The 15875-nt window shown below is 60.3% G+C and carries 7 protein-coding genes; 3 read left to right on the forward strand and 4 right to left on the reverse strand.

Annotation, left to right across the window (positions count from 1 at the left end):
* The first annotated feature begins 29 nt into the window (after window positions 1-29).
* From LIY36_RS21725 to LIY36_RS21735, 3 genes are all read left to right on the forward strand, one after another.
* On the forward strand, window positions 30-1355 hold the full coding sequence (locus tag LIY36_RS21725; RefSeq protein WP_192299597.1) for an MFS transporter: 1326 nt from the start codon (window positions 30-32) through the stop codon (window positions 1353-1355).
* An 82-nt stretch (window positions 1356-1437) separates the two neighbouring features.
* Window positions 1438-2289 carry a CAP domain-containing protein gene (locus tag LIY36_RS21730; RefSeq protein ID WP_226457104.1) on the forward strand — a complete coding sequence of 284 codons (852 nt, stop codon included), beginning with the start codon at window positions 1438-1440 and terminating at the stop codon, window positions 2287-2289.
* A gap of 139 nt (window positions 2290-2428) precedes the next feature.
* Window positions 2429-4615 (forward strand): ATP-binding protein, encoded by a 2187-nt coding sequence (locus tag LIY36_RS21735; protein WP_226457105.1) that lies wholly within the window; start codon window positions 2429-2431, stop codon window positions 4613-4615.
* A 4-nt stretch (window positions 4616-4619) separates the two neighbouring features.
* Here LIY36_RS21735 and LIY36_RS21740 read toward each other — a convergent pair whose 3' ends face one another.
* The 4 genes from LIY36_RS21740 to treS form a co-directional block, all read right to left on the reverse strand.
* Window positions 4620-5786: a GGDEF domain-containing protein gene (locus LIY36_RS21740; RefSeq protein WP_226457106.1), complete on the reverse strand. Its 1167-nt coding sequence runs from the start codon at window positions 5784-5786 to the stop codon at window positions 4620-4622.
* A gap of 119 nt (window positions 5787-5905) precedes the next feature.
* The gene (locus LIY36_RS21745) at window positions 5906-9901 is read right to left on the reverse strand and encodes a hypothetical protein (RefSeq protein WP_226457107.1); all 3996 of its coding nucleotides are present in this window, start codon (window positions 9899-9901) and stop codon (window positions 5906-5908) included.
* Window positions 9902-10298: 397 nt separating this feature from the next.
* Window positions 10299-12530 (reverse strand): 1,4-alpha-glucan branching protein GlgB, encoded by a 2232-nt coding sequence (gene glgB / locus LIY36_RS21750; RefSeq protein ID WP_226457108.1) that lies wholly within the window; start codon window positions 12528-12530, stop codon window positions 10299-10301.
* Window positions 12527-15868 carry a maltose alpha-D-glucosyltransferase gene (treS, locus tag LIY36_RS21755; RefSeq protein ID WP_226457109.1) on the reverse strand — a complete coding sequence of 1114 codons (3342 nt, stop codon included), beginning with the start codon at window positions 15866-15868 and terminating at the stop codon, window positions 12527-12529. Before treS ends, glgB begins: the two co-directional genes overlap by 4 nt.
* Window positions 15869-15875: the final 7 nt, after the last annotated feature.

Genomic DNA, 15875 nt, shown 5'->3' on the forward strand with positions numbered 1-15875 from the left:
AACTACAAAGACCCAGAAGGAAGTACAGCATGACGGTAACTGCCCCGATTCCCGGCACCGAAACCCCCGAGCAAACCCGCAAGCGCCTGCGCAAGGTGGCCGCCGCGACCATCTTCGGTTCGATGCTGGAGTGGTACGACTTTTACCTGTACGCCACCATGGCGGCCATCGTGTTCTCGAAGATCTTCTTTGATAACAGCGACCCCAAGACCGCCACACTGATGGCCTTTTCCACCTTTGCCATCGGTTTTATCGCGCGCCCCTTCGGCGGGATTCTGTTCGGCTACCTCGGTGACAAGTTCGGCCGCAAGCAAGTGTTGGTGCTGACCTTCTGCCTGATGGGGGTGTGCACCACCCTGATCGGGCTGATCCCCAGCTACGCCTCCATCGGCATCTGGGCGCCGATCCTGCTGGTGTTTATCCGCATCATCCAGGGCCTGGGCGCCGGTGCCGAGCTGTCGGGCGCGGCGGTGACGTCCTACGAGCACGCCTCCCAAGGCAAACGCGGCAGCCAGGGCGCCTGGCCGGCACTGGGCCTCAACCTGGGCCTGTTGCTGTCGTCGCTGACCGTGTACCTGCTGACCATCAACGGCAACGAGTTCCTGCTGGCCGGTGGCTGGCGCATCCCGTTCGTGTGCAGCATCGTGCTGGTAGGCGTCGGCCTGTGGGTGCGCAACAGCATTCCGGAAACCCCGCAGTTCAACCAACTGAGCAAAGAAGCGACCAAGGCCAAGGCCTCGCCACTCAAGGCGCTGTTCAAGAATGACCTCAAGGGCCTGGCCGTGGTGTTTTTCGTGGCGATTGGCTACAACGCCCTGAGCTACATCTTCAAGACCTTCTCCCTGGCTTACCTGACCCAGTTCAAAGGGGTGGATGTGCACGTCACCTCGCTGTCGGTGACCATCGCCAGCCTGATCGCGATTGTCGCCGTACCCTGCTTTGGCTGGCTGTGCGACAAGTGGAGCAGCAAGACCGTGTTGATGCTCGGCGGGCTGTGCTCGCTGCTGTTCGCCTACCCGTTCCTGGCCCTGCTCAACACCGGCGAAAGCCTGATGATCTACATCGCCATCGGCGTTGGCACCGGCATTCTTGCACCCATGATGTTTGCCCCGCAGGGTTCGTTCCTGAGCCGCCAGTTTCCGACCCAGACCCGCTCCTCGGGTTTTGGCACTGGGCGCGAAATCGGTACCGCCATCGCCGGCGGGCTGGCCCCACTGGGCGCGTTGTCGATGGTGGCGGCATCAGCCACCCACTCCACCGATGGCGTGGTGATCATCCTGGCGATTTCCGCGCTGCTGGTGGTGGTATTCGCCCTGTGTGACCAGGGTCGCAAGCACTCCACATTCAAGAACTGAAGGAAAAAGTTCAGACCAACGGGTGCATGGACGCACCCACATCGCGCATCATGGGCACTTTACAAGCTCAAGGGTAATGTCCATGCGCGTTCTGTCATTGATGATGGGTCTCACGACGCTGGCCGCCAGTTCGGTGTTCTGCGCCAGCGCGATGGCGAATGAAGAAAGTCAGTTGATACAACAGATCAACGTCTACCGCAGCCAGCTCCAGCGCTGCGGTGACCAGGGTTCCCAGGAACTGCCACCGCTGACCAGCGATACGCGGCTGGTGTTGCCGGCCAGCAACGTCGGCGACCTGCAACAGGCCCTGGCGCGGGCGGCGTATCCGATGGTCAACGTGCAGGCCATCAGCCTGTCCGGTCCCAAGGATGCAACGTCGGCGATGAAGGCCGTGCGCGAAAGCTTCTGCCGCGTGGTGCTGGACCCGCAATTTGTCGACATCGGCGTAAGCAACAGCGGCCAGGACTGGCGCATCGTGCTCGCCCGCCCGCTGCTGTCCAGCGGCCTTGGCGACTGGCAGACCGAAGGCAAGCAACTGCTCAACCTGATCAACACCGCCCGATCCCAGGCACGCCAATGCGGCACCCAAGCGTTTACCGCCACCACGCCGCTGAGCTGGAACGACGACCTGGCCGGCGCTGCCAACAGCCACACGCGCAACATGGCCAACGGCAACTTCTTCGACCACCTCGACCATGACGGCCGCACGCCGGGCGATCGTGCCGAGTTGGCTGGGTACATTGCAAAGAACATCGGTGAAAACATCGCCGCCGGTCTGGACACCCCGCGCAAAGTGGTAGACGGCTGGCTCGCCAGCCCCGGGCATTGCGCCAACCTGATGAACCCGCAATTTCGCGAACTGGGCGCGGCGTACGCCATGGACCCGAAGAGTGATGCAGGCATCTATTGGACGGGGTTATTCGGCAGCCAATAGGGGCAATCATTTGGACCAAGCATCAAATTGCCATCACGTGGATAATAGCGCTGAACTGCCAACGGCGATTCCGGTCTGTAGCTTGTTGGCCTGACCCTCCAGGCCACTAAAAGGTTGCGGCAAACAAGGTGTTCTCCCAATGATGAATTGGCTGCAAAGCAGCAGCGACATGGCCGAGCAGGTGCGCGTGTATGACTGGGCCAGTACGCCGCTGGGCCCGCTTGAGCTATGGCCGGACGTACTCAAGACCACCGTCGCACTGTGCTTTGCCTCAAGCTTCCCCCAAGCCATCGTGTGGGGGCCGTCGCTGACCATGCTCTATAACGATGCGTTTATCCCGATCCTGGGTGACAAGCCCTACGCCCTGGGTCGCCCATTCAGTGAAGTGTGGAGCGAAGTCTGGCGTGATATCAGCCCCATCGCCCAGGCGGCCTTTGAAGGGCATGCGACCTACATTGAAAACTACCCGCTGGTGATCGAACGCGGCGCCGGGCCCGAGCAGGCGTATTTCACCTTTTGCTACAGCCCGATCCGTGACCCTCGCGGCGCCGTGGTCGGCATGCTCGACACCGTCACCGAAACCACCGCGACCGTGTTTCTCACCCGTCGCCTGGCCATGCTCGATGCCATCGGCAACGCCGTGGCCAATGCCACCGATGCCGAAGCCATCATGACCAGCACCACGCGCTTGCTGGCGCAGCACCTGCAAGTCACCAATTGCGCGTATGCCGACATGGACGCTGACGAGGATGGCTTCACCATTCGCGGCAATTGGGCGGCTCCAGGCTCGCCGAGCATCGTCGGGCGCTACAGCCTGGCGTCGTTCGGCGAACTGGCGGTACGCCGCCTGCGGGCCGGTGAACCGTTGGTGATCCGCGACAACCGGGTCGAATTCCCGCCAGAGGAGTCGGCCAGCTACCAAGCCCTGGGGGCTACCGCGACGGTGTGTTTCCCACTGATCAAGGAAGGCCGGCTGACAGCACTGATGGCCGCGCACCACAAATCCCCGCGCACCTGGTCGCCCTACGATCTGGCGCTGGTGGGCGAAGTCACCGAGCGCTCGTGGGCGCATATCGAGCGCGTACGCGCCGATGCGGCCGTACGCGAGGGGCTGGCGGCATTTTCAGAACTCAATGCCACGCTCGAGCAACGGGTCGCCGAGCGCACCCTCGCCCTGACCCAGGCCGAAGCCGCACTGCACCAATCGCAAAAACTCGAAGCCATCGGCCAATTGACCGGCGGCGTGGCCCACGACTTCAACAACTTGCTGACCATCATTCGCTCCTCGGTGGACTTCCTGCGCCAACCGGGGCTGTCCGAAGAGCGCCGCCAGCGCTACATGGCGGCAGTGTCGGACACCGTCGAGCGCGCCAGCAAGCTCACCAGCCAACTGCTCGCCTTCGCCAGGCGCCAACCGCTGAACCCGCAGGTGTTCGACGCGTGCCAGCGGGTGGCAAACATCGGTGAGATGCTCGAAAGTCTCACGGGTGCGCGCATCCACGTGCAGGTGGAACTGCCCGCACAGCCGTGCCATGTGCGCGTCGACTCCAGCCAGTTCGAAACCGCGCTGATCAACATGGCCCTCAACGCCCGCGACGCCATGGACGGCCAAGGCACCCTGACCCTGCGCGTGTCGACTGTCAGCGCGCTACCGCGCATTCGTGGCGATGCCGGGTTGCATCAGCCGTTCGTGACGGTTTCACTGAGCGACACCGGCGCCGGTATTGGCTCGGACGTCTTCGAACGTATCTTCGAGCCGTTCTTCACCACCAAGGCCGTCGGCAAAGGCACCGGGTTGGGCCTGTCGCAAGTGTTCGGCTTCGCCAAACAATCGGGCGGCAACGTCGATGTGACCAGCACCCAGGGCCAGGGCACGCGCTTTACCCTGTACTTGCCCGCCGTGGCCGCAGAGGCGGACTCGCCTGCCCCGTCACCCCACGAACAGGCCCCGGTCACCGACACGAGGCAGCGCCATATCCTGATCGTGGAGGACAACCTGGAAGTCGGCCGTTTCGCCAACCAGATCCTGCAAGACCTGGGCTACCAGACCACCTGGGCCACCCATGCCGAACAGGCACTCACCTTGGCAGGCCCGAATGCGATGGCGTTCGACGGGGTGTTCTCGGATGTGGTGATGCCCGGCATGACTGGCGTGGTAATGGCCAAAGTTCTGCGCCAACGGCGGCCGGACCTGCCGGTGGTGCTCACCTCCGGCTACAGTGAAGAGCTGGCCGACAGCGGCTACGAAGGCTTTGAGTTCCTCGCCAAGCCCTATTCCGCCGACCAGGTGGCACGGGTCCTGGCCAAGGCCATGCAGCGCGACTGACGCCCTACTCCGCCACTGCGACTCGGTTGCGACCCTCGGCCTTGGCGCGGTACAGCGCCTTGTCGGCCGTGTTCATCAGGCTGTGCAAGTCCTGGTCAAGGTTGCGGCTCGAGGCCACGCCCAGGCTGGCGGTCAAGCCATGCACCGGCTCGGCGGCCAGCCCGGAGATGGACTTGACCAGCTGTTCGGCGATGTCACGCGCGGTGTCCAATGAAGTGTTGGGCAGCAATACGCCAAACTCTTCGCCGCCCAACCGACCGTACACATCCGACTGGCGAAATGACGCGCTGATCACCCCGCCGATCTGGCGCAACACCTCGTCACCGGCCTGATGGCCGTAGGTGTCGTTGATGTCCTTGAAGTGGTCCATGTCCATCATCAGCGCACACAAGGGTTGCCGGTTGCGCCGGCATTGCGCGTACAGCAACTGGGCGTGCTCAAAGAAGGCGCGGCGGTTCATCAGGCCCGTGAGCTCATCGGTCTGTGCGGCGCGGGCGGAAATATTGTGGGCACGCTCCATCTGCCGGGTCAGGCGAAAGGCTTTTTCCAGGGCGTCCGAGAGTTTGCGCGTGGCGCTGACCACAAAGGTCGAAAACACCAACACCGCCGCCGCCACCCCGACTTGCATCGGTGACGGCTGGAACAGCAGCCACAAGGTACACGGCAACAACACCAGGGACATGGACATCAAGGTCATGTAGCGATATGCCGAGTAACACGACACCGCACTGACCGACATGCCCACGGTAAACAGCATCACCAGCACCTGGGACACGCGGTCATCGGTGGGCATCACTGCAAACGCGCCCAACCCCCAGATTCCGGCGGACAGCATCAGTGTCAGCCAGTAGCGCCGTTCCCAGCGATCCGGCGTGCGTTCGGCACGGGGACAGCGAAACCAGCCCATGAACAAGTGGATACGCAGCAGCGAGGACGCGCTCAGCGCGACCAGCCAGATCAGGATGACCTGATGATCGAACCGATCCCAGCACAGCCAGCACAGCATGATCGCGGCGAAGAAACTGCCGAAAATCGCGGCAAATGACTGGCGAAACAGCTGGTGCAAACGATCGGTTCGCACCTGCTCTTCGATAAAGCAATCCTGGTCCTGCTCACGCTCAAGGCCATTCATGAAATCCGCCTGCTTTGACTGCCACGACAAAGGCGCCATTGTGGCATCCTGCCACCAATCTGAACAACTGAATCCAGCCAGACAGAGCCGTTGTTTGGCCCTAGACGCATGAGACATTCATCGGCGCCAAATCATTGGTTGTGATTGTCGGCCCGCCGTCAAAAAACCTGGGCCTCGCCGTTAACGGTTGCATTTATCCAACGCGGCTCCATGGGGTCACTCCACACCGAGCTAGGCGGTAGCTGGCCATCGCTGATCAGGATTCGCCGGCCTTCCTGGCTCCACTCCTGCATGCGCGCCTTGAATCGGGCGGGATAGTCCGAGGCCTTGCAGGTAATGCCTGCCCACGGATCAACAACCCAGGCATCGGCCCATTCCGGCCCGGTAAAGCCCTTGCTCCTGGAATAGCCTGGCGGGCCGCCGACAATGCCGAAAGTGTGCCCTTTGACTTGCGCGATACGCGCACTGCCACCACTGGCGTTGATGGTATCAACGGCAACCTTGGCCATCTGGTCGCAGTTCCCGGCCCCGGTCTTCAACACGATTTCGGAATAATTTGGCGCATTTGTGCGCGTGTAAAGCCAACCTACCGTCTCGGCGGCAGAGTCTGCACGAATCTTCTCACCGGGTTGTCCCGGCACTTGTTGATTGGCGGACCTGATACCCGTGGCCTGGAACTGATCGTCAACGGCCTTACTCCCCCCTTCAGCATAGAGCTGGTTTTGATCCGCTGGCTGCCGTTGGGAAAAATCTGCCGGCTTCTTGATGGGTTCGAGTCGAACCGGTTTTGCCGCCACCACCACCTTTCCTGGGTTGGGTCCAGACGCGTAAACGCTCATCAGTACTTCGCGCTGCTTCTCGGGAGTAAGACCTTTCAATACCTTGGCAAGGTGTTCGATATCCGCGTTGGACAGGGTATTCTCAGCCACAATTTTCTTGACCAGGGTTTCCATGGTAGGCAGGACAATCAACTGATTGTTTGGACTTTTCTGCGCAGCATAACCATGAAAGTCCCTGTATTGATCATGGGTTTCAATAAAATGCCGGCTGACGGGGTCACTGCTATTCAAGCGGTAAAAGTCGAGCTTGCCTGTTGGGTTGAGCTCGGCGTAGTAATGAACGCCGATATCGCCCTCGACCACCACATATTGCTGCCCGTTGTGGTCGATTTTTTGGCCTCTGACGACTCGTTGATCATTGCTCAAGTCGCTGATCGCATCCACTTTCACCACCACCGTGTCGTTGTTGAGCGAGCGCGATACACCGAAATCATCAAAACCGAAATCTGGCTCGTTGATCACCGTGCCCGACGTTTGTGCCTTGTAGGTCACAGGCTGCGTAGTCACAACCGGCAACAACTCTTGCTTACCCGCTTCATTGACTCGGTATAAACGATGCTCGTGCACCACTGTGCGCGGCCCGTTAGCCTGCGCAGGGCCAGGAATCAGCCGACGGTGGTCAAGGGCTTGGGCGTCCTGGAAGATGGGGGTTCCACCTGGTTCGATCTCCTTGGTGTAACAGAGGTCATTGAGGTCACGCTTGGACCTGCGCCCCCCGCCGCCACACGTCGTTGCGAACCCCTCCAACGGGCCGCCATGATCGGGGCCACCCAGTTTAGTCAGGCTGTCCGGTTTGCCAGGGTCATACCGAAAGACATCATCACCCACGACCACATCGGTGTGATTCTTCCTATTCAGCATCCGTACCTCATCACTGGAGATGCCCTCGGGCACTCGTACGCTTCCACCTTCTGGTAGGTTTCTGGAGGTCAAGGGTATTTTCGGGGTAACGTCATAACTCCCTTTTCCAGGCAGTTGTTTGAAGGGCGATGACCGCCGGAACTGCGCAATGCCTGCCTGGATATTGTCGATGTCCCCTTTCAGGAACTTCAGGCCTTTCCCTCCCTTGATGTTGAAGCCCGCCATTACCGGTTCAAGCGGGTTCAGGTTCTGTACCACAGAAACACCAAATTGCTTTATCAAGGGCAAGAATTTTGGCAGCAGCGCGCGCATGCTGAGCTTGCCAGCATTGGCCATCACTCGCACCGAGCCGGCGGCCAGCTTGCCGGCCGGCCCTGCGAACGTAAACAGACCGTCGACGATAAGACTGATAATGCCATCTTTGGTACGGCCCTTGACGAGGTCCTCGATCCCGCTCCAGAAAGGAATAAAGAACTGGGCCACGCCTTTTATACGCTCCCAGAAACTCTCGTCATTTTTCTTCGCTGAGCTCTCCCTGTTAGGGTCCGCGGTGGCCCACTCCCGCAGTTGGTCTTCATCGACATAAAACAATTTATCGGAAATGGACTTGGCAATGGCTGCCGAGCGTTCTGATTCCAGGGTGTTTGGCACTGCAGCCTTACCGACGCGGTCAGTGGCGGGAAAATGATCGAGCTGTTGCGGGACAACTATCGAAAAGCTCTTGGGCCGCGGGCCTTTGCCAGCCTTGTATTCGCCCCACTGCTTCTTGAACGCCTCCTTGCCGGTGTGGCTATTGCGCACAACCAGCTCTTCGGACGGTACGCCATCATTGGTGTGTTCGATGGAAATAAAGTCTTTGTCATAACTTTTTTCAGCCGGATCGTAGGCCTCCAGGACCGGCTTCAAGTCGTCGCGTCGCCGGGCTATGCCCTTGACCGGGTTGATTTCATAGTAGCTTGTTTGCCCCTCGTGTTCTGCCTTGAGAATGAACCCCGGGCGGGTCTTGGCGGCCTTTTTCTGCTCTTCTGTCTCCTTGTTTGTATCGGGCTTGACCCGCAGTGCATAGACCGTGGTTGCACCCTGTTCAATCGCGACCCGGTCCTGGGTCGGCAACTGCGATAACAGGTTGCGCAGTACTTTGTCATAACCCGACTTGGCATTAGCCAAATACCCATCAAACGCAGACTTGAAACGATCTTCGTCATAAACAGGGTACTGATAGAGGGCATCGGAGGGCTTGATCTTCTCGCCATTGAGGTGCCGGTACAACGCAAAAAACGGGCTTATCAACGACAAGAGTTCGGTCCGAGAGGTGCCCTTTTCCATTTTCTCAAAGTAGTTCTTACGCATTGGCACATCGACTGCAAGTTGCGCCGTCGCCTCTACGATACCGCTGACATGCCCATCAAAAGCTGACACTGCCTTGGCGATCTCTGCCTGCGAATACTCATCTTTTTGTTCAATCACGCCCTGCAAAGCCGCCCATTCCAGCATCGCCGGAATACGGGTCGCCGCGATAAGCGACCACTGCTGGCTTGTCGTCGCCTGTTCGCTGAGCTTGCCGGGCAGGTCCACCAACTCCTGAAAGCTCATGCTTCGCGACGAACCGGGTTCAATCGCCTCCGCCAGCGCCACACCATGCTTGAAATTGACCCACACAGCGGTTCCTTGATAGCGCATCTCCGTCGGGATATCGCGCACGGCAAAGTCTGCCGGGAACTGCGGGCGGAAAAGATAGGCGGCCAGGTTCGCGTCGGTGGAAGATATTTTATTTGCGTCGACCAGGTGTTGCCTGAACTGCGTATCGATTTCTGCGTAGCCCTTGTTGCCATGCTCGCTGGACGCCAGGTGAAACCCTGCAACATGCCCGGGTTTACGCGACTGCACAGGGTCAAGGCTCAAGGTGATGGCCTTGATCAACAACTGAACTTTCACTTGCGGGGAAGTCAGCTGCGTCAAAGGAAAGTCACTGCCGCCAAGCTTTTTCAGTAGCGCTTGAACCAGCGCTTCAGCCTTAGGTGATTTTGCGATCAGCTCCAATAGGGTAGCCGGCGAGCGCTGGGCTTTTTCGAGTGCGGACTCCGAGATGCCCTCGGTCAAATAACTCAACAAAGGCTTTTTGTGCTTGTGTTGCAGCTCACCCACTAGTGCGGATATTGAATCGTCGTTGCTGTCCTGCAACAACGCATCAGCTTTGCTTGACTCATTCCCTATGCCCAGGACAATTTCGCTGCGGGTATTTTCCAGCGCATCAATCGCCGCTTGTACTTGCGTTTGCGTGCTGGGGTTGGCCGGAACAATGCCGTAGTACTTGAGCATATTGTCAAGCCGGTTGGTGCCCGGCTGAGTCGAGCCGTTTTGCGGAATAAGCGGTGAATTCTTGTTGAGGAACAAGCTTTTCTTCTGGGCATTTGGGGGGGCTGGCTGAGCCTGAAGCTCGCGTAAAGCGCTCAACATTTCATCCAGGTCAAGCAGCTTTCCCTGTACCTGCGTAGCTGGCGAGTCGGGTGCGCGTACGGGGGCCTTCACGAGCGCAGGAGCTGACTTGACGACGGGGGCGGTTGCGAGAGTGGAGATTGGCGCCCTGAGCGCTGTCACAGGAGCGTGCACGTTGTTGGTTGAGAATGGCGTCATGGCAGAAGTTTCATTTCCGGGAGTGTTATACACAGACCGAGCGAAGAAACGAGATGTGTTGGAAGACCTACGCTCAATCGCTGACGTCCATGTGTGGACACCCCGTAGGAAATTGTTCCTACGCAATACATGACAATTTGCGTCCAGCTCCTACGGACGTGTCGCCACCGCACGCCCGCAGGTTTTTAGAAACGCCAGCCCTTCTTGGAGACGGCCGTTATTCAGGACGCAGGATCAGCACGCCAAGCGGTGGCAGGTTCAGCGTCAACGACACCGGTTGCCCATGGCGCGGCTCATCCTGAGTAAACACTTCACCACCATTGCCATAGTTCGAACCGGCATAGGTGTCGGCATCCGTGTTGATCACCTCGCTCCAGCGCCCGGCAAATGGCACACCCACCGCGTACGCTTCACGGGGTACCGGGGTGAAGTTGGCCACCACCAGCACCGGCCGGCCGTCCTTGCTCCAGCGCAGCCAGGCATAGACGCTGTTGATTGCATCGTCGCCGATCAGCCACTGGAAGCCCTGAGGCGCGTCATCCTGTTCGTGCAGCGCCGGCTCCTCGCGGTACAGGCGGTTCAAGTCGCCGACCAGTTTTTGTACGCCCTTGTGTTCGGCGTACTGCAACAGGTACCAGTCCAGTTGCTGGTCGTGGTTCCACTCGCGCCACTGGCCGAATTCGCAGCCCATGAACAGCAGTTTCTTACCCGGATGCATCCACATGAAAGCCAGGTAGGCGCGCAAGTTGGCAAACTTCTGCCAGCGGTCGCCGGGCATCTTGTCGATCAGCGAATGTTTGCCGTGCACCACCTCATCGTGGGAAATCGGCAGGATGAAGCGCTCGGACCAGGCATACACCAGGCCAAAACTCAGCTCGTTGTGATGATGGGCGCGGTACACCGGGTCTTGCTGGATGTAATGCAGCGAATCGTGCATCCAGCCCATGTTCCACTTGTAGTTGAAGCCCAGGCCGCCCTGTTGGGTCGGTTGGCTGACGCCGGGCCACGCGGTGGACTCCTCGGCGATCACCAGCGCGCCGGGGGCTTCCAGGGCGACAACGTCGTTCAGGTGGCGCAGGAAGTCGATGGCTTCGAGGTTCTCCCGACCACCGTGGCGGTTGGGCACCCATTCCCCGGCCTTGCGCGAATAATCGCGGTACAGCATCGAAGCCACCGCATCGACGCGCAGACCGTCCACATGGAAGTGTTTCAGCCAGTGCAGCGCCGAGGCCAGCATAAAGCCATGCACTTCGGTGCGACCAAGGTTGTAGATCAGCGTGTCCCAATCCTGGTGAAAGCCTTCCAGCGGGTTGGCGTATTCGTACAGCGCAGTGCCGTCGAACTGTGCCAGACCGTGGCTATCCGTAGGAAAATGCGCCGGGACCCAATCCAGAATCACGCCAATATCTGCCTGGTGCAGCGCGTTGACGAAGTAGGCGAAATCTTCGGGTGAACCAAAACGTGCGCTCGGTGCAAATTGTGACAACGCCTGGTAACCCCACGAGCCGCCGAATGGGTGTTCCATGATCGGCATCAGTTCGACGTGGGTGAAGCCCAGTTGCTGCACATAGGGCACCAGGCGCTCGGCCAGTTCCCGCCAGCCATATTGGCGCGCGACTTCGCCGGCTTCGTCCAGTTCGCACTGCCAGGAGCCCACGTGCAGCTCGTAGATCGAGAGCGGCGCGGTGGTTTTGTGTTTGTCGGCCCGCGCCTGCATCCACCCATGGTCCTGCCAGTCGACCTGCAACGGCGGGGCGACTTTGGAGGCGGTGTCGGGCGGCAGCTGGGTCGCCAGCGCCATGGGGTCGGCCTTGAGCGGCAAGATCCCATGGGCACCAAGAATCTCGTATTTATAGGCCGCGCCCGGTTGCAGGCGTGGGATAAAGATCTCCCACACGCCAGACGGGTGCCGCAAACGCATCGGATGGCGCCGACCATCCCAAATATTGAAATCTCCCACCACTGACACGCGCCGCGCATTCGGTGCCCACACGGCAAAGCGCACACCCTGCACGCCATCCACCGTGGTCACCTGGGCGCCGAGGCAACTGCCGAGGTCGCGGTGGTTGCCTTCGGCAAACAGGTACAGGTCCATTTCACCCAGCAACAATTGGGCGAAGCTGTAGGGGTCCTCGGTAATCTGCTCGCCACCGGCCCACTGGATTTTCAGCAGGTACGCCTGGCGATGCTTGAAGTGCCCGACAAACAGGCCGGGCACCTGGGTCGCGTCCAGGCTGCCGATCAGTTCGCCGCTGTCGCGCTCCAGCACTTGAACGCTCAAGGCTTCTGGCAGAAAGGCGCGGATAAACTGGCCACCGTGTTCATCATCGTGCGGGCCCAGAATCGAGAACGGGTCCGGATGTTCGGCGCGTACCAGCGCGTCGACGTCGTGGGACGCCGGCAGTGCTGTCAACTTAGGCTGCAGCGGTTCTTTATTCGTAAAGCTCATGACCTCTCCCCACCGCGTGCGGTTTTCGATACAAGCCCGCTGAGCAGACCGTGCAACCCCTGCAGGGGCACCGGCAGCCAGCTTGGGCGATTTTCCGCTTCGTAAGCCACTTCATACGCGGCCTTCTCCAGGCTGAACAACGTCAGCGCGGCGTCCTGGCCTTTGGCGTCCTGCCAGTCATGCGCCAGTGTAGACGTAGCTGACTGATAAGCCTGGATAAATGCCTGACGTGCATCAGTCAGGTAACGCTCGGTCACGCGTCGGCGCGCCAACTGCGCGGCAGGCGATTGATCCAGGCCTTGGTCATTGCGCGCCATCGCAGCCGCGTAATCAAACGAGCGCAGCACGCCGCTCACATCCTTATAGGGGCTGTGCTTGCCACGTCGTTCATGCAATGGTCGCGCCGGTTCGCCTTCAAAGTCGATCAGGTACGCATCGCCCTTCACCACCAGCACCTGGCCCAGGTGCAAATCGCCGTGGACGCGTATCCGCAGGCCACCCAGCGTGGCGTTCGCCAATGCCTGGACGTGGCTGGTGATGGCTTTTTTCTGCGCCAGCAAATCACTGACCAACGCCTGATCCGCGGGGTTCAATTGATTTTGATGCAGGTCAAGCAGGTGCAAGGCGCGCTCGATCTGCGCAGCCACATCCTTGGCCCAGGCCTGGGCCTGCCTGGCCGTGGTGAGCTCGGGGCGGAAGTCCTTGTCGCTGGTTTTGGCCCCCAACACCCCATGCATCTCGCCCAGGCGGCGGCCGAGCAACCCGGCAAACTCCTTGAGTTCGTCAAGGGCGTTGTAATGCTGTTCCTGCTCGGAGATGGCTTGGGCCAGCTCATCGCGAATCGCCCGTTCCAGGTTGTTTTGGGTCCAGGCCCACGCATCGCCCTGATTGCTCAGGTAACCCTGGGCGATCATCAACAGGTTGTCCTGCCCTGCCCCGTCACGGCGAATCACCGAGCCCAGCAGCGGCGAGATATTCGGGTAACCGGCAGCGGTCAGGTAGGCGCTCATTTCCAGTTCAGGGTGTACCCCAGAGGCAACTTTGCGAATCAGCTTGAGCACCAGGCTTTCACCCACCACCACCGAGCTGTTGGATTGCTCGGCCGACAGGTAGCGCACTGGTGCGTCGTCGCCCAATGGCAGCTTGGCCAGGTGTGGTGTGGCTTCAAAGCGCAGTTCGCCCTCGCTTGAGTTCAATAGCGTACCGGCTTGCAGCCCATGGATAACGGCACGGATAAACGGCTCAAGGCTGAACGCGTCGGTCACCAACCCCACCTGACGCGCCCGTCGCACCCGGGCCAGGGCCAATTGCTGGGGCAAGGCGCTGGTGAACTGGTCCTCACCCAGAAAACCGAACGGCAACTGATAACGGCTGACCTGCCCGCCGCTGCTCACGTCAATTTCGCTGAGCAACACCGGGTGCTGCGGGTCGCCAAAGCGCACACCGTAGGCGATATGCACGCTGTCGATGCTCGCATCCTTGCCCGCGAACCAGCGGCGTTTGGGCAGCCAGGCGGGTAGCGAAGTCTGCTCCAGGGTGGCGCAGCACGCGGGTTCAAGCAGTTCTTCCAGGCGCTGTTTAAGCACCAGGGTGGTGAAGTCCGGCATGCTTTGCGCCGGTTCCACGTGCCAACTGGGCATCTGGTTTTCCGCGGCCAGCACGAACCAGTAGAAACCATAGGGCGCCAGGGTCAGCAGGAAATTCAGCTGGCCAATGGGCGGGAAGGCATTACCGCCAAGCATCTCTACCGGGACCATGCCGGCGTAGGCCGACAGATCCAACTCGGCGGCCTGGGCGCTGCGCGACACGTTGGCCACGCACAGGATGATTTCGCTGCGACCATCCTCGCCGGTGAACTCGCGGGTATAGGCGAGGATGCGGCGGTTGCTCGGCGAGAGCATCTTCAAGCTGCCCCGACCAAACGCCTTGGACTGTTTGCGAACTGCGAGCATGCGCCGGGTCCAATTCAACAGTGAATGGGGATCTTGGGCCTGGGTTTCGACATTGACCGACTGATAACCGTATTGCGCATCCATGATCGGCGGCAGCACCAGGCTGGCCGGGTCGGCGCGGGAGAAGCCGCCATTGCGGTCGATGGACCACTGCATCGGCGTACGCACGCCGTCGCGGTCACCGAGGTAGATGTTGTCACCCATGCCGATTTCATCGCCGTAATACAGGGTCGGCGTGCCAGGCATCGACAACAGCAGGCTGTTGAGCAGCTCGATGCGGCGGCGGTCGCGCTCCATCAGTGGCGCGAGGCGCCGACGAATGCCCAGGTTGATGCGCGCACGGCGATCGGCGGCGTAGTAGTTCCACAGGTAGTCGCGTTCCTTGTCGGTGACCATCTCCAGGGTCAGCTCATCGTGGTTGCGCAGGAAGATCGCCCACTGGCAATTGGCGGGAATCTCCGGGGTCTGGCGCAAAATATCGGTGATGGGGAAGCGATCTTCCTGGGCCAGCGCCATATACATGCGCGGCATCAGCGGAAAGTGGAAGGCCATGTGGCATTCGTCGCCGTCGTCGCCTTTTTGGTCACCGAAGTAGAGTTGTGTGTCCTCCGGCCATTGGTTGGCTTCGGCCAGCAGCATGCGGTCCGGATAATGGGCGTCGATCTCGGCGCGGATCTGTTTGAGCACCTCGTGGGTTTGCGGCAGGTTTTCGTTATTCGTGCCGTCGCGCTCGATCAAGTAGGGGATGGCGTCCAGGCGCAGGCCGTCGATGCCCAGGTCGAGCCAGAAGCGCATCACTGCGAGCACGGCCTGCATGACTTGCGGGTTGTCGAAGTTGAGGTCGGGCTGATGGGAGTAGAAGCGGTGCCAGAAGTACTGGCCGGCGACCGGGTCCCAAGTCCAGTTGGAGGTCTCGGTGTCGAGGAAGATGATGCGGGTGCCGGCGTATTTCTGGTCGTCATCGGACCACACATAGAAATCCCGCGCGGCCGAACCCGGCTTGGCCTTGCGCGCCCGCTGGAACCATGGGTGCTGGTCGGAGGTGTGGTTGATCACCAACTCGGTAATCACCCGCAGCCCGCGCTTGTGGGCCTCGGCGATAAAGCGCTTGGCGTCGGCCAGGGTGCCGTAGTCCCTGTGCACACCACGGTATTCGGCGATGTCGTAGCCGTCATCACGGCGAGGCGAAGGGTAGAACGGCAACAGCCAGAGGGTGTTGACGCCGAGGTCGGCGATGTAATCGAGTTTGGCGATCAGGCCGGCAAAATCGCCGATACCATCGTTGTTGGCGTCGAAAAACGATTTGACGTGAACTTGATAGATCACCGCATCCTTATACCAGAGCGGGTCTTGGGTAAAGGTGTTCGGGGCGGGCTTCTTCGCCATTGGAAAC

Origin of the sequence: Pseudomonas sp. AF03-9 (genome assembly GCF_020515815.1) — a bacterium.
Classification (GTDB): Bacteria; Pseudomonadota; Gammaproteobacteria; order Pseudomonadales; family Pseudomonadaceae; genus Aquipseudomonas.